General features: G+C 70.1%; 20 protein-coding genes and 1 pseudogene. 12 read left to right on the top strand and 9 right to left on the bottom strand.

Translation table 11 applies throughout. The features are described from left to right. Positions 1-87: 87 nt before the first annotated feature. Positions 88-1,271: pseudogene (locus MJQ72_RS08545) on the bottom strand (S8 family peptidase). Positions 1,272-1,531: 260 nt separating this feature from the next. On the opposite strand from MJQ72_RS08545, the gene MJQ72_RS08540 reads away from it, so the two are divergent. After that, positions 1,532-2,335 carry a pentapeptide repeat-containing protein gene (locus MJQ72_RS08540; RefSeq protein ID WP_240598589.1) on the top strand — a complete coding sequence of 268 codons (804 nt, stop codon included), beginning with the start codon at positions 1,532-1,534 and terminating at the stop codon, positions 2,333-2,335. A 5-nt stretch (positions 2,336-2,340) separates the two neighbouring features. Here the strand turns inward: MJQ72_RS08540 and MJQ72_RS08535 are convergent, their stop codons facing one another. Continuing rightward, positions 2,341-2,979 carry an SDR family NAD(P)-dependent oxidoreductase gene (locus MJQ72_RS08535; protein WP_240598588.1) on the bottom strand — a complete coding sequence of 213 codons (639 nt, stop codon included), beginning with the start codon at positions 2,977-2,979 and terminating at the stop codon, positions 2,341-2,343. Between the two features lie 111 nt (positions 2,980-3,090). Here MJQ72_RS08535 and MJQ72_RS08530 point away from each other — a divergent pair, with 111 nt between their 5' ends. Continuing rightward, entirely contained in the window at positions 3,091-4,044 is a 954-nt protein-coding gene (locus MJQ72_RS08530; RefSeq protein WP_240598587.1) for a YafY family protein, read from the top strand. Here the strand turns inward: MJQ72_RS08530 and MJQ72_RS08525 are convergent. Further along, on the bottom strand, positions 4,023-4,961 hold the full coding sequence (locus tag MJQ72_RS08525; RefSeq protein ID WP_240598586.1) for an AraC family transcriptional regulator: 939 nt from the start codon (positions 4,959-4,961) through the stop codon (positions 4,023-4,025). The two genes, MJQ72_RS08530 and MJQ72_RS08525, sit on opposite strands and share 22 nt — an antisense overlap. An 81-nt stretch (positions 4,962-5,042) precedes the next feature. Here MJQ72_RS08525 and MJQ72_RS08520 point away from each other — a divergent pair, with 81 nt between their 5' ends. Continuing rightward, complete coding sequence (locus MJQ72_RS08520) at positions 5,043-5,870, top strand: NmrA family transcriptional regulator (RefSeq protein WP_240598585.1); 828 nt, start codon at positions 5,043-5,045, stop codon at positions 5,868-5,870. 32 nt (positions 5,871-5,902) lie between these two features. Continuing rightward, positions 5,903-6,394 carry a DUF1772 domain-containing protein gene (locus MJQ72_RS08515; protein WP_240598584.1) on the top strand — a complete coding sequence of 164 codons (492 nt, stop codon included), beginning with the start codon at positions 5,903-5,905 and terminating at the stop codon, positions 6,392-6,394. A gap of 50 nt (positions 6,395-6,444) precedes the next feature. Here MJQ72_RS08515 and MJQ72_RS08510 read toward each other — a convergent pair whose 3' ends face one another. The 3 genes from MJQ72_RS08510 to MJQ72_RS08500 all read right to left on the bottom strand — a co-directional run bounded on the left by MJQ72_RS08510 (position 6,445) and on the right by MJQ72_RS08500 (position 9,655). Continuing rightward, positions 6,445-7,218, bottom strand: a complete 774-nt coding sequence (locus MJQ72_RS08510; RefSeq protein WP_240598583.1) for an alpha/beta fold hydrolase — start codon at positions 7,216-7,218, stop codon at positions 6,445-6,447. Between the two features lie 74 nt (positions 7,219-7,292). Then, positions 7,293-8,525: an RNA polymerase sigma factor gene (locus MJQ72_RS08505; protein ID WP_240598582.1), complete on the bottom strand. Its 1,233-nt coding sequence runs from the start codon at positions 8,523-8,525 to the stop codon at positions 7,293-7,295. Further along, positions 8,522-9,655, bottom strand: a complete 1,134-nt coding sequence (locus MJQ72_RS08500; RefSeq protein ID WP_240598581.1) for a glycosyltransferase — start codon at positions 9,653-9,655, stop codon at positions 8,522-8,524. Before MJQ72_RS08500 ends, MJQ72_RS08505 begins: the two co-directional genes overlap by 4 nt. A gap of 43 nt (positions 9,656-9,698) precedes the next feature. Here MJQ72_RS08500 and MJQ72_RS08495 point away from each other — a divergent pair, with 43 nt between their 5' ends. From MJQ72_RS08495 to MJQ72_RS08475, 5 genes are read left to right on the top strand one after another with little or no spacing between them, the layout of a single operon-like run. Next, the gene (locus MJQ72_RS08495; protein WP_240598580.1) at positions 9,699-10,646 is read left to right on the top strand and encodes a hypothetical protein; all 948 of its coding nucleotides are present in this window, start codon (positions 9,699-9,701) and stop codon (positions 10,644-10,646) included. A 36-nt stretch (positions 10,647-10,682) separates the two neighbouring features. Then, the gene (locus tag MJQ72_RS08490) at positions 10,683-10,970 is read left to right on the top strand and encodes a hypothetical protein (RefSeq protein ID WP_240598579.1); all 288 of its coding nucleotides are present in this window, start codon (positions 10,683-10,685) and stop codon (positions 10,968-10,970) included. Continuing rightward, on the top strand, positions 10,967-12,367 hold the full coding sequence (locus MJQ72_RS08485; RefSeq protein ID WP_240598578.1) for a WXG100 family type VII secretion target: 1,401 nt from the start codon (positions 10,967-10,969) through the stop codon (positions 12,365-12,367). The genes MJQ72_RS08490 and MJQ72_RS08485 overlap by 4 nt, the downstream gene beginning before the upstream one ends. Next, entirely contained in the window at positions 12,351-12,887 is a 537-nt protein-coding gene (locus tag MJQ72_RS08480) for a hypothetical protein (RefSeq protein WP_240598577.1), read from the top strand. Before MJQ72_RS08485 ends, MJQ72_RS08480 begins: the two co-directional genes overlap by 17 nt. Next, entirely contained in the window at positions 12,884-13,111 is a 228-nt protein-coding gene (locus MJQ72_RS08475) for a hypothetical protein (protein WP_240598576.1), read from the top strand. Before MJQ72_RS08480 ends, MJQ72_RS08475 begins: the two co-directional genes overlap by 4 nt. A gap of 88 nt (positions 13,112-13,199) precedes the next feature. On the opposite strand, the gene MJQ72_RS08470 is transcribed toward MJQ72_RS08475, so the two are convergent. After that, complete coding sequence (locus MJQ72_RS08470) at positions 13,200-13,994, bottom strand: TetR/AcrR family transcriptional regulator C-terminal domain-containing protein (protein WP_240598575.1); 795 nt, start codon at positions 13,992-13,994, stop codon at positions 13,200-13,202. A 68-nt stretch (positions 13,995-14,062) separates the two neighbouring features. Between MJQ72_RS08470 and MJQ72_RS08465 the strand changes: the two genes are divergently transcribed. Beyond that, positions 14,063-16,780 carry a DEAD/DEAH box helicase gene (locus MJQ72_RS08465; protein ID WP_240598574.1) on the top strand — a complete coding sequence of 906 codons (2,718 nt, stop codon included), beginning with the start codon at positions 14,063-14,065 and terminating at the stop codon, positions 16,778-16,780. Beyond that, complete coding sequence (locus tag MJQ72_RS08460; protein ID WP_240598573.1) at positions 16,777-17,937, top strand: SWIM zinc finger family protein; 1,161 nt, start codon at positions 16,777-16,779, stop codon at positions 17,935-17,937. The genes MJQ72_RS08465 and MJQ72_RS08460 overlap by 4 nt, the downstream gene beginning before the upstream one ends. Here the strand turns inward: MJQ72_RS08460 and MJQ72_RS08455 are convergent. Next, positions 17,874-18,521 carry a DUF4865 family protein gene (locus tag MJQ72_RS08455; protein ID WP_240598572.1) on the bottom strand — a complete coding sequence of 216 codons (648 nt, stop codon included), beginning with the start codon at positions 18,519-18,521 and terminating at the stop codon, positions 17,874-17,876. The two genes, MJQ72_RS08460 and MJQ72_RS08455, sit on opposite strands and share 64 nt — an antisense overlap. Positions 18,522-18,670: 149 nt before the next feature. Next, positions 18,671-19,420 (bottom strand): helix-turn-helix domain-containing protein, encoded by a 750-nt coding sequence (locus MJQ72_RS08450; protein WP_240598571.1) that lies wholly within the window; start codon positions 19,418-19,420, stop codon positions 18,671-18,673. Between the two features lie 53 nt (positions 19,421-19,473). Here MJQ72_RS08450 and MJQ72_RS08445 point away from each other — a divergent pair, with 53 nt between their 5' ends. After that, complete coding sequence (locus MJQ72_RS08445; protein ID WP_240598570.1) at positions 19,474-20,640, top strand: 4-hydroxybenzoate 3-monooxygenase; 1,167 nt, start codon at positions 19,474-19,476, stop codon at positions 20,638-20,640. Positions 20,641-20,642: the final 2 nt, after the last annotated feature.

Genomic DNA, 20,642 nt, shown 5'->3' with positions numbered 1-20,642 from the left:
CAAGGGGCGGCGGTGGACTGGTGGGTCAAGTCTCGTGAGTGGTGAGGACGGTTAGAACCGTCCTCACCACTCACGAGACCGAGCTGGTCAGGCGGACGGCGCCCAGTACAGGAGCCGGTTCGGGGAACCGGAGCCCGGGTTCGTCACCTTGCCGGGAGTGGCCGCGTTGATCAGCGCGGTGGCCACCTGCGCGGGTGTGGCGGTCTTGTTGTTCTGCAGGAAGCGGGCCGCGACACCGACCACGTGCGGGGTCGCCATCGAGGTGCCGCTGATGGTCCTCGTGGCGGTGTCGTTGGTGTTCCACGACGACGTGATGTTGGTGCCCGGCGCGAAGATGTCGACGACGCTGCCGTAGTTGGAGAAGCTGGAGCGCGCGTCGGTGTCGGTGGCCGAGCCGACGGTGATCGCCTGGGTCACGCGGGCGGGGAGAAACCGGACGCGTTCGAGTTCGAATTCCCGGCGGCCACGCCGTAGGTGACGCCCGCGGCGATCGAGCGGCGGACGGCGTCGTCGAGCGTGCTGGAGGCGCCGCCGCCGAGGCTCATGTTGGCCGCGGCCGGTTTGACGTGGTTCTTGGTGACCCAGTCGATACCCGCGATGACGCCGGCGGTGGTGCCGCTGCCGGAGTTGTTGAGCACGCGGACGCCGTAGACGGTCGCGCCCTTGGCGATGCCGTACTGCGAACCGGCGATGGTGCCGGCGACGTGGGTGCCGTGACCGTTGCCGTCCTGCGCGACGGCGTCGTTGTCGACGAAGTCGTAGCCGTTGCGGGCGCGGCCGCCGAAGGTCTGGTGGCTGACCCGCAGGCCGGTGTCGATGACGTAGACGTTCACGCCCGCGCCGGTGCTGGTGTAGCTGTACTTCTTGTCGAGCGGGAGGTTGCGCTGGTCGACGCGGTCGAGGCCCCAGGACGGCGGGTTGGTCTGGGTCGCGTCCGCGTGGACGACCTGGTTCTGCTCGACGGACGCCACCGACGGGTCGGCGGCGAGCCGCTTGGCCTGCCGCTCCGACAGCGTCGCGGAGAAGCCCTTGAGCGAGCTGCTGTAGACCTGCTCCACCTTCGCGCCGAAACGGTTCGCCAGCGTGCTCACGGCGCCGATGTCCTTCAGCGTGACGATGTAGCTGTTCGGGATCGCTCCGGCGGATCCCGCGGCGAGGATCTGTCCTTCGGCGGCTTGCGCGGGAGCGCCCGTGGTGACGCTGATCGCCACCGCGACCGCGCTCGCCATTCCGGCACGCGACAGCCAACGCGCTTGTCTCGTCTCTCGCATGTGTTCGTCCTGTCGTTCGCAGGGGACCGGCCGGTCAAGGACCACAGCGGCGAAAGCGGTCCAGCTCGACCGCATGGGACGGCACCTGCCGAATCCCACGGAGATCGAGGTTATTGAGCGTCTGAGGTGTCCGAATCGACTGAATGGGGCAGGCCCCGACCTTCGTCTGGCGGCCATTGGCGGCGGGTGCCCTGCACGGAAAGTGCTCTCCGTACCCTGTGGCTGGAACACCTTGCCGAGCTTCTGGAGTCCGAACCACCGTGCCAGCCCTTTCCAGCCTGCGAGCCGACTGCGCGAACTGCTTCGGCCTGTGCTGTGTCGTCCCGGCCTTCGCGGCGTCGGCCGACTTCGCGATCACCAAACCGGCGGGCCAGGCGTGCCCGAACCTGCGTGAGGACTCGCGGTGCGGCATCCACGACAAGCTCCGCAAGACGGGGTTCACCGGCTGCACGGTCTACGACTGCTTCGGCGCGGGCCAGAAGGTCTCGCAGGTCACCTTCGACGGCGAGGACTGGCGGAAGTCGCCGAAGACGGCGAAAACGATGTTCGCGGTCTTCCCGGTGATGCGGGATCTGCAGGAGCTGCTCTACTACCTCACCGAGGCGGCTTCGCTGCCGACGTCCGCGCCGATCCGTGACGACCTGGCCGAGTTGATCGACCGGACCGAGCGGATGACGCTGGACACGCCCGGCGTGCTGCGGAAACTGGACGTCCACTCGCATCGGGGCGCGGTGAACGGGCTGCTGCTGCGCGCGAGCGAACTCGCCCGCGCCGCCGTGCCGGGCAAGAAGAAGGACCGCCGCGGTGCCGACCTCATCGGCGCGAAGCTCAAGGGAGCGAACCTGCGCGGCGCTCTTTTGCGCGGGGCGTACCTGATCGGCGCAGATCTGCGGGGAGCCGATCTCCGGCAGGCCGACGTCACCGGGGCGGACCTGCGTGACGCCGACCTCCGCGGCGCGGATTTCCGGGACGCGCTCTTCCTCCTCCAGTCGCAATTGGACGCGGCGAAGGGCGACGCGACGACGAAACTGCCGGAGTCGCTGTCCCCTCCGGCGCACTGGTGAGTCTGCTACCCCTCGTGGACGATTTCCTGCTGCCACTTGTCTCGTGGCTGCGTGTGCAGCCGCCAGTAGTGCTCGGCGATGTCGTCGGGGTCGAACGGGGTTCCTTTCGCGACGGGACCGGCGACGGTCACCGTGGCGACATGCACCCCTGAAGGACCGAATTGCTTGTCCAGCAGGGAAACCAGCGCTCTGACACCCGCCTTTCCGAGCGAGAGGCTGGTGTACGCGGGAACGGTTTCGGGCATCCCGCCGGTCACGATGATGGTGCCCGATCCGCGCTCGGCCATGCCCGGCGCGACCTGGGCGGCGGTGGTGATCGCTCCGACGACGTTGACCGACCACGCCGCGAGATGCCGTTCGACGGACAGCTCGCCGGGAGCGTCGGCCTGGATGATCGCCGCGTTGTAGACCACGACGTCGGGCACCCCGTGCTCCCGCACGGCGGTGTCGAGAGCGGCCCTGAGGGAGGCTTCGTCGGTGACGTCGGCGGTGAGTGCCAGCGTGGTTCCGAGCTCGGCGGCCAGCGGCTCCAGGGTCGCCGCGCTTCGGGCCAGCAAGGTGATCGGCAGCCCTTCCTTGGCGAATCGGTGCGCGACCGAGCGGCCGATACCCGGTCCCGCGCCGATGATCACTGCGCCTGCCATGTGGTTCTCCTTTCGAGTGGGGTGACCGTAGGGCCTGACATCGGTGTGAAGGTCAAGTGCCGCGCTGCAAAGTGGTCACCGGATGAGCGGTTTACCTGCGAGACTGGGCGCATGCGTGCCGATCGCCTGGTGGCCACCCTCCTGCTGATGCAGGCGCGTGGCCGCGTCACGGCTTCAGAACTGGCGGACGAGCTGGAGATCTCGGTCGCCACCGCCCGGCGCGACCTCGAGGCGTTGTCGGCCGCGGGCGTCCCGGTGTACCCGCAGCCCGGCCGGGGCGGCGGCTGGTCGCTCGTCGGCGGCGCGCGGACCGACCTCAGTGGACTGTCGGCGTCGGAGGCTCAGGCGCTGTTCCTGCTCGCCGGTCCGGCGGCGTCGATCTCGCCCGAGGTGAAATCCGCGCTGCGGAAGCTGGTCCGGGCCCTGCCGGACACGTTCCGCGCCGACGCGCAGGCCGCCGCGGACGCGGTCGTCATCGACCCGTCGCGGTGGGGTGAGCGAGAGAAGGAGCGGCCCGAATTGCTCACCGTGCTGCAAGCCGGGATCGTGCGTCGTCGCAAGGTCCGGTTCGGCTACGCGAAGAAGGGCGCGGAACCGGTGGAGCGGGTGGTGGATCCGTGGGGGCTCGTGGACAAGGACGACATCTGGTACCTCATCGCGGGCACCGAGAAGGGCCAGCGCACCTTCCGCGTCGACCGCATGTCCGACGCCGAGGTCACCGATCTGCCCGCGGCGCGGCCGGACGATTTCGAACTGACGCGCGCGTGGGAGCAGGTGGTCGACCGGGTCGAGCAACGGCGTTCGGGCCTGGACGCGACCGTGCTCATCGCCGAGCGGCATCTGCCGATCCTCCAGGACCACTTCGGACGGCAGGCGCGGGTCGAGGAGACGCTCGACGACGGGCGTGTGCGGGTGACGGTGTCGGCGCCGGTGGCGTGGATGATCGCCCAGCAGCTCGCGGGCTGGGGCTCGATGATCGAAGTGCTGGGCCCGGCGTCGGTCCAGGAGGAACTCGCGCGGATCGGCGCGGAACTGGTCGAGCGTTACGCGACGCCGGCGCGGTAACCCTGCGGGCTGACGCCGTGTTCGCGTTTGAACGCGGTGCTGAGCGCGAACGAGCTGCCGTAGCCGACCTGCCGGGCGACCGCGCCGATCGTGACGTCGGGGTGCTGGCGCAGGAGATCCGCGGCGAGCGCGATCCGCCAGCTCGAGAGGTAGGTCATCGGCGGTTCGCCGACCGCGGCGGTGAACCGCCGGGCGAACGCGGCACGGGACACGCCGGTGTCGGCCGCGAGGCTCGCCACGGTCCACGGTTCGGAAGGCTTGTGCTGCAACAGTTTCAGCGCGCGTCCGACGACGGGATCGCTATGCGCGCGGTACCAGGCGGGTGCCGCGGCGTCTGGCCGGTCGAACCACGTGCGCAGCGCGGCGACCAGGAGCAGATCGAGCACGCGGTCCAGGACGGCTTCCTGACCGGGCGTGTCCTTGACGATTTCAGCGGCGAGCAGTGACACCAGCGGGTTGTCCCACTCCTCGTCCCGGACGACCAGCAGCGACGGCAGCGCGTTGAGGAGCCGTTTGCTGATCTCGCCCTCCAGCGGGTAGGTGCCGGTGAGCAGGACGACGGGGCCGTCCGGGTCGTCGCCCCAGGTGCGGACGCCGAGATCCGACAGGTCGGTGAGGTGTTTCCCGTCCGGGGTCAGGCATTCCTGCCCCGGCAGGATCATCGCCTGCGGTGGCGTGGCGGGGTCGTCCGCGACGAGATACGGGTCCGGGCCGCGGGCGATGGCGATGTCGCCGGTGCCGAGGCGGACCGCGTCCCCGTGTTCGGGCACCACCCAGGACTCGCCGCGGACCTGCGCCATCACCGTCAGCGGCGCCTCGTCCTCGATCCGCAGTGACCACGGCGGGGTCATGACCGACTTCAGCAGGAACGCGCCGCGCGCGCGGGGTCCGTCGAGCAGGCCGGCGAGAGGATCCATGCCCCGAAGTGTAGACGATGAAACATGGAAGAGAGCCTCTGAACTATGTTCCGTCTCATTCGCAGGCGCTTGACTAGTGCCATGACGAACACGAAGAACAACGAGACGGTCCTGGTCCTCGGCGCGACGGGCAAGACCGGGAGCCGGGTCTCGCAGCGGCTGACCGACCTCGGGATCGACGTCCGGAAGGCTTCGCGGCCGGTGTTCGACTGGGACGACCGGTCGACCTGGTCGGCCGCGGTCACCGGAATCAGCGCCGCCTACCTGACCTACTACCCGGATCTGGCCTTCCCCGGTGCGGCGGAAGCCATCCGCGACTTCTCGAAGCTGGCCGTGGACCACGGTGTCCGGCGGCTGGTCCTGCTGTCCGGCCGCGGCGAAGAGGAAGCCGTGGTCAGCGAACAGGGAGTGCGGGAGTCCGGTGCCGAGTGGACGGTCGTGCGGGCCAGCTGGTTCGCGCAGAACTTCAGCGAGCATTTCCTGCTGGAACCGGTGCTCGCCGGGGAGATCGTGCTGCCCGCCGGGTCGGTGACCGAGCCGTTCATCGACGTCGAGGACATCGTCGACGTGACGGTGGCGGCGCTGACCACCGACGGGCACGACGGCGAGGTGTACGAGCTGACCGGCCCCCGATTGCTGAGTTTCGCGGACGCGGCGGCGGAAATCGGCAAGGCTTCGGGGCGGGATGTCCGGTACGTTCCGGTCTCCGCCGCGGAATTCGCCGCGGGAGCGGCCGAACAGGGCGTGCCGGAGGAGGAGATCGAGGGCCTGACCGATCTGTTCACGCGCGTCCTCGACGGCCGGAACTCTTCGATCACCGGTGATGTGGAGCGGGTGCTGGGCAGGCCCGCGAGGGACTTCTCCGAATATGCCGCGAAAGCGGCGGCCACCGGGGTCTGGAATCGATGAAACGAGCTGGAATCGGAAGGGAGGCGACAGGAATGGCGACGCTGAGCGAGATCGTCCTGATCGCGGCCGTCATCACGGCGGGGTTGATCGCCGGCTTGTTCTACGCGTACACGTGCTCGGTGATGCCGGGGCTGGGGCGGGCGGACGCCCGGACGTATGTGACGGGGATGCGGGAGATCAACATCGCGATCCTCAACGGCTGGTTCGGGCTGAGCTTCGGCGGTGCGCCGCTGCTCGCCGCGGTGGCGGCGGCGCTGCACTTCCGGTCGGAACTGCGGCCCGCGCTGCCGTGGCTCATCGCGGGGTTCGTCCTGCTGCTGGTGATGCTGATCGTGACGATGGCGATCAACGTGCCGCTGAACAACGCGCTCGAAGCGGGTTTCGACGGCGACAGCACCGACTTCGAGGCGCTGCGGGCGAAGTTCGAGGGTGTCTGGGAGCGGTGGAACCTGGTCCGGACCTTGGCCGCGATCGGTGGCTTCGGCGCTCTGGTGGGCGGGCTGATCGTGCACGTCCGCGCCTGACGCGGGGCAGGGAAGGGTCGTTCAGGACGAAGAACGACCCTTCCCTGACATCAGGCGTCGAGCACCTCCCGAAGCAGCGGAGCGAACGTGGCGGCCTCGGCGGCGAAACCACCGTGGTCACCGGGGAAGTAGGTCGGCTCCACCCCGAGACGAGCGGCCGCGAGCACCGCCGCCTCGTGCGCGGGCTGCCCGGCCGAGTCCTTCCCGACACCGACGACGATCCGGGTGTCCGACGCCTTCAGCGCTTCGTAGTCCGGAGTGAAGTCTCCGATCATGTTCATCAGGTGCACGACGAAGAACTCCATGTTCTTCCGCATCTCCGGTGGGAGAACGCTCTGGTCCATCTCGAAACCGGCGTCGGCCATGAACTTCGCCATCGCCGCCTCGATGCCGTGTTCACGGTGGAGGCGCTGCAGTTCGTCCGGGTCACCGTCGGGTTGGCCGGGCAGCAGGGCCGTCAGCGGCGGTTCGTGCGCCAGCAGAGTCTTCACCCGCCCGGGATGGCGGGTCACGAGATCGAAGGCCTGCATGCAACCACCGCTGGACGCGAAGATCACCGCCGGTTCCGAGCTCACACTGTCGAGCAGGCGCAGCGCGTCGTCGGTGTGGGCCTCGATCCGTTGTTCCCCGTCCGGATCGTCGAGGGGGCTGCGGGAGATCCCGCGCGGGTCGTAGGTGATCACCGTGTAGTGCTCCGCGAGCAGGCCCGCGATCGGCGCGAACATGGCGGAATCGGCCGCGCCACCGGGAATGCACAGCAGAACCGGACCGCTGCCGGTCACGGTGTGGTGCAGCCGGGCGCCGGGGACGTCGAGAACGGCCATCGGATGACCCCTTCCTCTTTTCGGGACTTGTCGCCCACCGACGAACGGGGACGTCGCGGACAGACAGCCGGGAGTCAGGAGATTTCGGCGAGTTTTCCCGACAGGTAGGCGCGCTCGGCGTCAGTGCCGGCGAGCGCGAGCGCCTCGCGGTAGGCGTCGGCGGCCTCGTCGAGCCGGTCGAGCCGCCGGAGCAGGTCCGCGCGGGTAGCGGGAAGCAGGTGGTAGCCGGGGAGACTGCCGTCCGCGGTGAGCTTGTCGACCAGTTCGAGCCCGGCGTCGGGGCCTTCGGCCATGGCGACGGCGACCGCGCGGTTCAGCTCGACGACCGGTGAGGGCACGAAACGCAGTAGCTCCCCGTAGAGGGCGGCGATCTGCGCCCAGTCGGTGTCGGAGGCGTGGGCGGCCGTCGCGTGGCAGGCGGCGATGGCGGCCTGGATCTGGTACTGCCCCGGAACCCCGCGGCGGAGCGCGGTCTCCAGCAACTCCGTGCCCTCGGCGATCTCGGCGGAGTTCCAGCCGCCGCGGTCCTGGTCTTCGAGCGAGACGAGCGTGCCCTGACCGTCGACGCGCGTAGCCCGGCGGGCGTCGTGCAGGAGCAGCAGGGCCAGCAGCCCCAGGACTTCCGGTTCGTCCGGCATGAGGCTCGCAAGGATCCGGGCGAGCCTGATGGCCTCCACGGACAGGTCAGGCCGGAGCAGATCGGTGCCGGCGCTGGCCGAGTAGCCCTCGTTGAACAGCAGGTACAGCATCCCCAGCACCGCGGCCGTGCGTTCGGGCAGCAGATCGGCGGGCGGGACCCGGTACGGGATGCCCGCCGTGCGGATCTTCCGTTTCACCCGGACCAGGCGCTGCGACATCGTCGCCTCGGAGACGAGGAAGGCGCGGGCGATCTCGGCGGTGGTGAGCCCGGCCAACGTCCGCAGCGCGAGCGCGACCTGTCCCTCCAGCGGCAGCGCGGGATGGCAGCAGGTGAAGATCAGCCGGAGCCGGTCGTCGTGGACGCCACTCTCGTCCCATTCCGGCTCGGCGGGGACGTTCAGTTCGGCGGCTTCGCGCAGTTTCGCCGCGCCGACGGCCTCTCGCCGGATCCGGTCGGTGGCGCGGTTGCGCGCCGCTGTCGTCAGCCACGCGCCGGGTTTCGCGGGGACGCCGTCGCGGGGCCAGGTGCGCAACGCGAGCGCGAACGCCTCTTGGACGCATTCCTCGGCGAGGTCCCAGTCGCCGGTGACGCGGATCAGGGTGGCGATCACCTGCCCCGATTCCTCGCGGAACGCCCGCGTGATCGCGGCGTCGAGTTCGGAGGTCACCGGAGCAGTCCTTCCAATAGCGGGACGATCTTCTCCGGCGCCGGGTACGCGGTGACCTCGTCCCGCAACCGCCCGGCGGTCTCCCGGTAGGACGGTTCCGCCAGCACCGTGGTCACGGCGTCGCGGATGTCCCGCGCGGTCGCGTCGATGACGTCGAGGACGACGCCGAGACCGAGTTCGGTGACGCGGTCGCCGTTGTGGGGCTGGTCGGCGCCCATCGGGAGCAGCGCCATCGGCAGCCCGTGGACGATCGCGCCGAGCAGGCTGCCCGAACCGCCGTGGGTGAGGACCGCGTCGCAGTACGGGAGGACGTCGTCCTGCGGCAGGTAACGCGTGAGATGGATGTGCTCGGGCTGGGTGCCGAATTCGGCGGGGTCGATGAGGTTCCCGACGGTCACGACGCAGGTCGCGTTGACCTCCCGCAGGCCTGCCAGTGCCCGGTTAAACAGGTCGCCGGACTCGGTGTTGAAGATCGTGCCGAGGGTGAAGTAGACGGTGGGCCGGCCGTCCACGTGCCAGTCCGGTGCCGGCCCGCGACCGGGAAGGGGACTGTGGAACGGCCGCGCGGTCGGCGGCAGCGGGAACCGGGGATCGCGGAAGCTCGCGGGGAACGGGGAAAGCACGAGGTGGCGGTACGCCATCTCCAGGTTTCGTTGCGGCGGAAGGTCGTGGGCGGCGCGGACCTCGTTGAGCGCGTCGTCGATGAGCTCGGCGCGGATGAGCACGCCCGCCGCGGTCACCAGGACGGTGGCGTGCGGGAGGCCGGACCGTTCGGCGGCGATCATCGCACCGTGATCGGCTTCGTCGCAGACGAGCAGATCCGGTTCCCAGCTCTCGCAGAGCGCCAAGACGTCCTTCGCGCGCAGAGGTGCGGTGCGGCGGACGAAACCGTCACGGAGGTCGCTGTCCTCGCGATCCCTGTCGACGGGGAGCAGCGGCCGACGTGCGCCGTCGCTGCCGAGATTCGGTCCCGACGGGAACACGGTGAACCCCGCCGCCTCGACGATCGGGACCATCAGCGGCTCGCCGGTGAAGGCGATCGTGTGCCCCGCGTCGGCGAGCGCGCCGGCGAGGGGGAGCAGCGGCCGGAAGTGGCCGTTGCCACCGGCAAAGGTGAACAGGACACGCATGTGAGCGACCCTATCGCCGGGGCGGCAGCGCTACCCTGCTGCGGTGATCGATACGGACGCCGACGAGGTCCGGCTCTGCGCGCTGGAAGGCTGCGAGAATCCCTTGCCCCCGCCCGCGGTGGACGCCGAGGGGAAACGCAAGGGCGGCCGTCCCTCGGCCTACTGCGGCAAGGCCCACGCCGATGCCGCCTCGCGCGCCCGGCGGGCGGCCGCGGTGGCGAGTGTGGCGGATCCGTTGCTGGAAGTCCGCCGGATCGCCGACGAGTTCACACCGCTGGCGGCGTCGCTCGTGGAACTGCTGGACGCGATGCGTTCGCGGTTCGACGACGCCGGCGAGGCGGCGCTGGGCCGGGTGACCGAAGCCGAGACGGACGCGGCGGCTGCCCGGCGCGAGGCTGAGGACGCGCAGCAGGCGGCCGCGAAGGCCGACACCGCCCGTGCGGCGGCGTTGGCCGCGTCCCGCGACGACAAGACGGCCAAGGCCAAGGCGGAACGCGCCGCCGAACAGGCCTTGAAGGACGCGGAGGAGACCAGGCAGCGTTCCTGGGCCGAGGTCGCCGCCCACGAACGAGCCCGTGGCGCCGCGGAAGCCGCGACCGTGGCGGCCGAACGTGCCCGTGACGCGCTTGCCGCCGAACTCGGGACGCTGCGTGAGGAGAAGTCCAGGCTGACCGCGGAGCTGGGCGAACGCGACACGGCGCTGGCCCGAGCGGTCGCGGAACTCGAAGCGCTGCGGCACCGGCTCGACGAGGCCAAGACGCGGGCGACGGTGTCCGAAAAGGAATCGGCCGGGCTCCGGGCGTCGCTCTCGGAAGAACACACCGCCAGAAGCCTCGCCGAAGCCAGGGCGACGGCCCTCGCCGAGGAACTGGAGCGGGCACAGGCCCGTGCGGCAGCCGATCAAGCGCGGTACGACGACGTCGTCCGGCGGCTGGCCGACGCTGCCACCCCTTCGCGCGAATCGGCTGTGGAGCGTTCCGAGCTGACGTAGAGTGCCGCTCACCTATCCAGGGTTTGGGGCACGGGCGTGAGCGGGTACGAGGTCCAGATCGGTCAGCTGCGGACCGCGGCCAAGGCCGCGGGATCCGCCGCGGACCAGGCCAGAGCCGTGGAACCGGGCACAGGCTTGGACGCGATAGCGACGGCGTTGCCGGGTGGCGAGGCCGCGAAGAGCGCGCCGGCGCTGGCGTCGACGTGCACCGAGCGCGCGAAGGGGTGGGCCGGCGAGATCGACCGCTGGAGCGAATCGATCACCGCGGCCGCCAAGGCGTACTCCGAAAACGAGAACTCCGCGGAGGAGGCTTTCGGAGGATGACGGTCGGCTACGACGACGTCCGCGAATGGGACGCCGAGGCACTCCACACGACGGCCACCAACCTGGCCGGGCGGCGGGACAAGCTCATCGGGCTGCAGGACGAACTCGACGACGCCAGGAAGCTGCCCGACTGGCGCGGCCCCGCGGGCGAACGCGCCCGCGGTTCGCTGGGCGACACGCGGAACAAGGCCGAGATCCTGATCGCGGAACTGTCCGCCGTCGAACGTGCCCTGCAGAACGCCTCGGACGACGTGTCCGCGCTGAAGACCAGGGTCGCCAACAACGACTCCCTCGCCGGCACTTACCAGTTCAGCGTCGCGGCCGATGGCGCGATCGTGGACGGCAAACCCGCCGACCCGCCGCCGAAGTCACGGTTCGAGGCCGAAGAGCAGGCCGAGTCCCGACGGCACCGCGAAACCATCCGCAAGCAGCTGGAGCAGGAAACCAAGGCGATCCTCACCGCGGCGAACAGCATCGACGCCGCCCTCGCCCGGGTGATGCGGCTCGTACAGGACGGCCAGATCAGCGACCACGAGGCGACCGACCTGGCAGGCGCCAGGAGAGGCGGGGAGATCGACGCCGGAGTGGTCGAGATGGAGCAGGCGCTGCGCGACGCCGGGCTGCTGACCGGTCCGCCCGCGTCCGGCCACTACCGGCAGTGGCTCGAGAACGCCGTGCGCCGGGGCGTATCGATCGACACCATCAAGAAGATCGCCGACGACCACGACATCACCCCGGAGGACTTCAAGGTCCTCGACGGGATGGAGGAGATCCGCGAGGACGAGGACGGCGACGGGACCTACAAGTCGTACTTCCTGATGCCGACCGACATCAGCGGGGACGACGCCGCCAAGGCGGTGCGGATGACCTACATCCTCAACGCGGGCACCGACTACGGCACCGAAGGCGAGAAGACCGACTTCGCGCCGACCCCGTACGGATCCGAGGAGCTGCGGCGGATCACCGACCGGCAGCGGGAGAACTCCTGGAGCTACGACGACGACGTGGGTTTCGTGCACGGCAACGGCGGGCGGCTGGTGACCACCCCGAACGGCATGATGATGGGCCTGGGCGGGAACCTCATCCAGGACCAGTTCAGCCAACAGGGCGGGACCGCCTGGGGCGACACGTTCATGGTGAACATCGACGACGCGGAGGATCCGGCGCAGCAACTTCGCGAGGTGGTGAAGTCGGGGCACGCCTGGTACGAGGACGACAACGGCGCGTCCCAGGGCTCGCTCGACCTGGACCGGTTGCTGCACCACGAGGAGCGCCACTCCCAGCAATGGGCACGCGAAGGCTATGCCGGTTTCCTCGCCTCCTACGCGTGGGAGCAGGTCACTGGCGGCAACGAAACCGAGGAAGACGCGGGACTCTCCGATGGCGGATATCACTAGGCGGATCTGCGGCGCGTTGCTCGTGGTGGCGGTGACCGCGGCATGCGACACCAAGGCGCAGTTCGCGCCGTCACTGCCGCCGGAGGCCGGGTTCCGCGTCGACGGCGGCGTTTTGAAGCTGTGGACGGGCACCCCGTGCGAGGGCGTCACCGGACTGAGGCTGACCTTCGACTCCGGCACGCGGAACAGCACGGAGCAGGTGTGGGCCGCGCCGCGTCCGGGCGTGCGGGTGGAACGGCTGGACCTGCTGGGTGCGTCCTCTTCGGACACCGGTGGCCTCCAGGTCCGGACACCGCTGCCTGCCGCGTACGACTGGACCAAGGCGGGCTCGGTCAGCATCGCCGTCGACGGCCCGAAAGCCAACGGTGCCAAGGCGGATGTCGCCCAGGTGCTGCGTGAGTCGGCCGGGCATCCGGCCGGGAGCTACCTGTTCGGCCGGAGCGGCTGGATGGACGCGGCGGCTGTGCAGCGAGAGAACCGGAAGTCGTTCCTGACCGTCTGCACTCCCGATCCGGCATGACGGCCTCGCGGACGGTGGTGCGGCGCGTCGTTCTCGGCGCGTTCGTCGGTGTCGTGGCGGTGATCGTGTTGCTCGCCGGGAGCGCGGTGCTCAGTGCGACAGGACTGTCGTCCGATCCGCACGGCTACGGGATGTTCGCGGGGATCCTGTTCACCGCGGTCCTGACGCCGGTCGCGCTGGCGCTGTGGCTGCTCTATCGCCGGCTGCGACGACACGGGAAGTGACCTCGGCGCGGGTGCCGGTGGCGGGCTGAAGGCTCCCTTCGCCGCGTCTGATGCGATGAAAGGAGCTTTCGCCTCATCTCTCATCGGCTCAGGAGGGAAGTTCGGTCCCCGAGGTGCCGGAGCCCCCGGTGACCAGCTGCTCGACGCCGTCCAGGATCCGTGCCAGCCCGAATCGGAAGGTGTGCAGCGGCGCGCTCGCCGCACCGTGCGCCTCCCCGGCGGCCTGCCCGATGCGCGCCGCCAGCGGGAACAGGCCGGCGTCGGCTTCGGGGATCTCCGCGAGCACGGGTGCGCTGGCCGTCCACCACTCCATGTCCGTCAGGCCGGATCGCCGCACGAGACTCGCCGATTCCACCGAACCGCGCGCGATGCCCTGCACGAATCCGTTGACCATCGCCACGACGGCGTCCATCTCCAGATCGGTGAGCCCGATGGCGTCGACGGCCTTCAGCTCGCGTTCGTGTTTCGCGAAGGTGTGCGGGCCGAGCGGGAGACGGCCGGTGGTGAGCTGGAGCATCCAGGGATGCCGGTGGTACATCTCCCAGGCGTCCTCGGCGAGGATCGTCATCGTGACCCGCCAGTCGTGACTCTCCGGGGGATCGGTCAGTTCACCGTGGACCCGGTCCATCATCAAGTCGAGCAGCTCGGCGCGGCTGTGGATGTAGGTGTACATCGTCATGGGGGAGACGCCGAGCTTCTCCGCGCCCCGGCGCACCGACAGCGAGGTGATGCCCTCGGTGTCGGCGATCTCGATCGCGGCGGTGACGATCTCGTCGACGGTGAGCTTGGGTTTGGGGCCGCGGCGGGGTTTCTCGCGCACGCCCCAGAGCAGCTCGATGGTCCGCCGTGGATCGCCCGCACCGGTGTGGTCCGCGTCCGTCATCACATTCTCTCTACGGTGTACGGAGTTGTGTTATCCTGAACTGTACACCGTACAGAGATTGGGGTTGAGTGGCGTCTCACGACGGTTTCGGCAGTGTCGCTTTCGAACCGAACAATCCCCCTCGGACCAGCGGATTCGTCTTCTGGAGCGCCGAGGGGAACACGCCGGGGGCCGAGGAGGTGACCGTCGCCCTCCCAGCGATCACCACGGCGCCGTGCGTCCGGCTCCCGATGGCCGAGGCGCTCCCCGCGCTGCTGCGCCTGCGTGAGAGCGACGACCTCTCCGCGCGTTTCTGGAGCACGGCGGCCGCGGCGGCATTGAAGCTCGCCGAGGCGGGAAGGTTGCTTCCCGGGCTCACGGAGTCCGATGTGGACGCCTGGCGCGCCGGACCGCTGGAACCCGCCGACGCCGCTTGGCTGCGGGAGTTGTCCGAAGCGATGCCTGCGCGAGCGCGGGCGATCCCGGGTGAGGGAAACCTGCTTCCCGCACGGTATCCGTTGCTGCGCGCGTTCCTGGACGCCGTGGCCGACACCCTTCCCCGCACGCCCGCTGCCGCTCAAGCGGCCGGGGTGAAGGCGTTCGCCGCCACGCCGTCGCACCGTGTTCCACAGCTTCGGGACTGGGCGGCCGAGGTCGCGGCGGGGCTGGATTCCGGGGTCCGGGTCTCGGTACGGATCGAAGCACCGGGCGACGACTTCACGATCGGCCGGTTCAGCGGGGTCGTCCAGGTACACAGCCTGGCCGACCCGGGCGTCTTGGCCGACGCCGCCGCGCTCTGGGCGGGCGACGACCGGTTCGGCCCGAGGGCGCGGATCGACGTGATGCTGGCGTTGCGCCGTGCCGCGCACTTGTGGCCACCGCTGGAACCCCTGCTGAGCGCCGCGGTCCCCGACGAGGTCGGGCTCGGCGACACCGACATCACCGAACTGCTCACCACCGCGGCGCCGCTGCTGGCCACGGCGGGCATCGACGTGCACTGGCCCGCCGAACTCGCTCGCGACCTGAGCGCGAAGGCGGTCGTCGGCGGCGGTGACGCGCCGCCCGCCGATCTCCCGTCGTTCTTCGCCGGTGGCACGCTGCTGCAATTCGACTGGCAGCTGGCCCTCGGTGGGGCCCCGCTCACCGCGGCCGAGATGGACGCGCTGGCCGAGGCGCACCGTCCCGTCGTGCGGTTGCGCGACCAGTGGGTGCTCGTCGACCCGGCGCTCGCGGCGAAGGCGCGGGATCGCGCGCTGAAGCCGCTCACGCCGATCGACGCGCTCGGCGCCGCCTTGAGCGGGACCACCGAGATCGACGGTGAACGCGTCGACGTCCTCACCGACGGCTGGCTCGCCGCGCTGCGGGAGCGGCTGCTCGCCCCACCCGAACCGCAGGCCCCGCCACGAGGCCTGGCCGCGACCCTGCGCGACTACCAGATGCGCGGGCTGCAATGGCTCACCGCCATGACGTCGATCGGGCTCGGCGGCTGTCTCGCCGACGACATGGGTCTCGGCAAGACGATCACGCTGATCTCGCTGCATCTGCATCGCGCGGACGGCCCGACCCTGGTCGTCTGCCCGGCCTCACTGCTGGGGAACTGGGAACGCGAGATCACCAAGTTCGCCCCCGGTGTCCCGGTGCGGCGGTTCCACGGCACCGAACGTTCGCTGGACGATCTCGGCGGCGGCTTCGTGCTCACGACCTACGGCACCTTGCGCGTGGACCCGGAACCGCTGGGAGCCGTCCACTGGGGACTGCTGGTCGCCGACGAGGCCCAGCACGTCAAGAACCACCGCTCCGGCACGGCGAAGGCGTTGCGGACGCTGACGTCGTCGGCGCGGGTGGCGCTGACGGGCACCCCGGTGGAGAACAACCTCGCCGAGCTGTGGGCGATCCTCGACTGGACGACACCGGGGCTGCTCGGCACCATGGCCGATTTCCGGCGGGTGTGGGCGAAACCGGTCGAGTCCGGCAAGGACCCGGACGTCGCGGAACGGCTGTCCCGGCTGGTCCGCCCGTTCCTGTTGCGCCGGCGCAAATCCGATCCGGGGATCGCGCCGGAGCTGCCCGCCAAGACCGAGACCGACCGCCCGGTGACGCTCACGGCCGAGCAAGCCGCCCTGTACGAGGCGACGGTGCGCGAGCTGATGGCCGAGATCGCCGGGAGCGAGGGCATCGCGCGCCGCGGCCGGATCGTCAAGCTGCTCACCGGGCTCAAGCAGATCTGCAACCATCCCGCGCAGTACCTCAAGGAGCCGTCGGAAGCGGTGCTGGACGGCCGGTCGGGCAAGCTCGAGCTGCTCGACGAACTGCTGGGCACGATCCTCGCCGAGGACGGCGCGGTGCTGGTGTTCACGCAGTACGTCGCCATGGCGCGGCTGCTGGAACGGCATCTCGCGCAGCGCGGAATCGGCACGCAGCTGCTGCACGGTGGCACGCCGGTGCCCAAACGCGAGGATCTCGTGCGCCGGTTCCAGGCCGGTGAGGTGCCGGTGTTCCTGTTGTCGCTCAAGGCGGCGGGGACCGGGCTCAACCTGACCCGCGCCGATCACGTCGTGCATTACGACCGCTGGTGGAATCCCGCGGTGGAGGACCAGGCCACCGACCGCGCGTACCGGATCGGGCAGACCAGGCCGGTGCAGGTGCACCGGCTCATCGCCGAGGGCACGGTCGAGGACCGGATCGCGGCGATGCTGCGGGAGAAGCGCGCGCTCGCCGACGCGGTGCTCGCCGGCGGAGAGGCCGCCCTGACCGAACTGACCGACGAGGAGCTGGCCGAGCTGGTCGAGCTGAGGAGCCGCCGATGAGCACGCCCGAAGACCGTGTCCGCGGTTTCCCCGCCTTCGGCGCGCAAGGTGGACGCGGCCAGTTCGCCCGCTCGTGGTGGGGTCGCGCGTGGATCAGCGCGATGGAGGACACCGCGCTGGACCTGCGGCAGCTCAAACAGGGCCGCAAGTACGCCGCGGCGGGGCGCGTCGGCCCGATCACGGTCAGCCCCGGCCGGATCGCCGCGGTGGTCGACGACCAGGAGGGCCAGTACCGCACCGAGGTCCGCCTCGCGGAACTGACCGGCGACGAATGGGACCGCTTCCTCGACCGGGTCGCCTCCCGTGCCGGGCACCTGGCCGCGTTGCTGGACCGGGACATGCCGCACGACCTCGTCGAGGCCGCCGACGACGCCGGGGTGCATCTGCTGCCCGGTATCGGTGATCTCGATCCGGACTGCGACTGCCCGGGCTGGGAGCTGCCGTGCCGCCACGCCGCGGCGCTGTCGTTCCAGGCGTCCTGGCTGCTCGACGCCGACCCGTTCGTGCTGTTGCTGATGCGTGGCAAGGGGGAGCGGGAGCTGCTCGACGAGCTGCAACGGCGCAACGCGCCCCGGTTCGTGCGCACCGGGGACGACGGCATCGACGCCGAGCGGGCGTACGCCGACGAGCCGGGACCGTTGCCGGACCTCGCCGGATTCGCGCCCACCGGTGGCCCGACCGTGCCCGGTGCGCCCGGCATCCCGGCCGAGGCCTTCGCCCTGCTGGTCGCCAACGCGGGACAGATGGCCGGCGCGCTGCTGGCGTCGCAGCCGAAACTCACCCGCAAGCAGGACGCCGTCCGCCTCGCCGCCACACGTCCGGAGACCGCGGACCGGTTGCGCCCGGCCGGGAACGGTGAGGACTTCGATCGGGCGGTGCTGGCTTGGCGGCACGGTGGCCGCGCCGGTCTCGACGTCCTGGAGACCGCGTGGACGCCGCCGTCACAGGCGATGGGCCGGGCACGGGCCGCCTTCGCCGAGGTCGTGGACGATCCCGGCGAAGGCCTGGACGTCGAACGCAACCGCTGCACGGTGCACGGGACCGGGGTGCAGGTGCGGCTGGGCAGGGACGGGCTCTGGTACCCGTACCGGGATCAGTGGCCCGCCGGTCCGCCCGAAGCCGATCCCGGCGCGCTGTTCGCCGCGTTGCTCGGCTGATCCCACTGCCGTCCTCGCCGCAGCTGATCCAGTTGCGGCGAGGACACGTGGAGGATCCGGTACCGGACCTCGTCCGACTCCGGCGCCTCGCCCGCCCACAGGCTGTAGCGGACGACCTGCCAGGTCCGCGGATCGACGGCGAGCGCGCCCGAATGCGCGCCGTCCTGGCGCAGGTGCTCGCGAAGCCCGTCGAGGGCTTCGCCGAGGAAGGCGACCGGATCGGTCTCGTCGGGGATCCGCACGACGTGCTTTTCCGCCGTGACCGGAGGGGAGCCGAACGCGGGTCCTTCCTCGAAGCCGAGCACGGTCCAGTGCTGCACGGCGGGACGACCGAAGGATTCGACGATGCCGCTGAACGGTCCGCCGAACAGGAAGGCGTTCATCCCGGCTTCGTCGTGCCACAGGTAGAAGGGCGAGTACTGGTTCAGCGTCGAGCCGTCGACGCCGCGCTCACGGATCCCGTAGACCTTCAGCCCCAGTCCGCCGAAGTCGTCGAGAAGATGCCCGCGGGTGGCGACGCGGTCGCGGATGATGCCCATGTCGTAGTCGGCGGGGAGGGTGATCTCGTACTGCATCGCATGCATGCCGTACATACTAGTAGGTACAGGGATCACCTTCGACCTGCGCTTGACCAGGGGTGAAGGCTCCCTTTACCGCATTAGACGCGGCGAAGGGAGCCTTCATCCCGCCGTCCAGGGCGGCCAGACGAAGTACGAAGTCGGAGAGGTTTGACTTACCTCCCTAACCCGGCCTGGTAGCGGCCGGGCGTCTCACCGACGACGGCGACGAACGCTTCGATGAAGCTGGTGGGGTTCGCCCAGCCCAACCTGCTCGAAATCGTGGTCACCGGAAGATCCTCGCCCAGCAGGACGAGGGCGTGCTGGACGCGGAGCATGCTCCGCCACTGCCGGAAACTCACCCCCAGCTCTCCCTGGAACAGCCGGCTGAGCACGCGCTCGCTGGCGCCGGTGGCGTGGCCGAGTTCGCGCAAGGTCGCCGAACTCGACGGATCGGCATGGAGCAGCGACGTCACCGCGCGGAGCCGGTCGTCGACGGGCTCGGGCAGGTACAGCTCCTGCGGCGGAGCGTCGACGAGTTCGTCGATGACCAGCCCGCGGAGCCGGTGGCGTGGACCCGAAGCGCGGGAGCGTCCGTTGCTGAGCGCCAGAAGCGCCTCGCGCAGCAACGGGGACACGGCGAAGACCGACGGCACAGCGGGCAGGAAGCGGCAGAACCGGACGGGCAGATCGATACGCCTGATCTCGGTCTCGCCGTACGCCCGGTGGGCGTGCTCGAAGCCCGGAGGCGTCCAGGTGACCCGGTTCGCGGGGGCGAGCCAGGTACCCCGTTCCGTCGTGGTCGCGAGCGCGCCCGCCGACGGGTAGAGCAGCTGTCCTCGGGTGTGGGTGTGCGAACCCATCATCTGGCCGTGGGTCATCGTGCCCCGGCCGGTATCACTCAGCGGTTGGCGGTTTTCCAGCATCGAGCGTCAGAATACCGGTGGTAGGACGCCGTGGGTGCGTCGAAACTTGAAGCATGACCACAGGAAAAGCGAACGAACCCGTCCTGATCGTCGGAGCCGGTGTCGCCGGACTCGCGCTCGGCAACTTCCTCCTGCGCGAGGGAATCCCTTGTGTCGTCTTCGAACGGCGCGACCGCGAGTACGTCGAGCGACGACAGCGCGCCGGGGTCATCGACACCAGAGCCACGCGCGTCTTCCGGAAACGGGGCCTCGAAGACCGCGTCGTCGGCGGGGCACCCGTCGAACCGAGCCTCGGCTTTCGCATCGACGGCGAGGACCGTCGCCTGCCACTGACCGGCGAAGAACACCAGGAAGGCAGGCTCTGCCCTCAACAGGTCCTCGTCCGGAACCTCATCACCGCGTTCGAACAGGACGGAGGCGACCTGCGTTTCGACACCGAAGTGTCCGTGGAGGACATCGACGGCGAACGCCCCCGCGTCCGGCTCGGCGACGGGTCGATCGTCGAAGGAGACTTCATCGCCGGATGCGACGGCAACCGCGGCGCCTCCCGGGCCGCCATCCCCGAACACAGGATCACCCGCCACACCCACGAATACGGCTACGCGTGGCTGGTCGTCCTCGCCGAAGTGCCCGCCACCCGTCAGACGCTGATGGCGATCCACCGGCGCGGATTCGCGGCGCAGTTCGGCCGGGGGCCGCGGGCGAGCCGCTTCTACCTCCAGTGCCCGCTCGACGACACCACCGGCGACTGGCCGGACGAACGGATCTGGAGCGAACTCGAAACGCGCTTCGGCGAACCGCTCGCCACAAAGGGCGCGATCGTCGAGAAACAGCTACTGCCGTTGCGCGGCGAGGTGCTCAGCCCGATGAGCCACGGCAGGCTCCATTTGCTCGGCGACGCCGCGCACATCGTCCCGCCGATGAGCGCGAAGGGCATGAACCTCGCCCTGCACGACGCCGACGTCTTCGCCGACGCCCTGATCCACTACTACGAGAAAGGCGACACCGGCCGGCTCGATGCCTACTCCGACAACCGGCTGCGCGAGGTGTGGAACTACCAGGCCTTCGCGACGTGGTTCACCGACACCGTCCATGACGCCGGGGATCCGTCCTACCGCGGGGAGTTCCGGCACCGGGTGGCGCGCGCCGACTTCGACCGCCTGTACACGTCGGCGACGGCGAACCGGCTGCTCAGCGAATTCGTCGCCGGCCTGAACTGATC

Origin of the sequence: Amycolatopsis sp. EV170708-02-1 (assembly GCF_022479115.1) — a bacterium.
Classification (GTDB): Bacteria; Actinomycetota; Actinomycetes; order Mycobacteriales; family Pseudonocardiaceae; genus Amycolatopsis.
The sequence above is the reverse complement of the archived record's forward strand: the minus strand, read 5'-3'. Positions and strand labels throughout refer to the sequence as shown.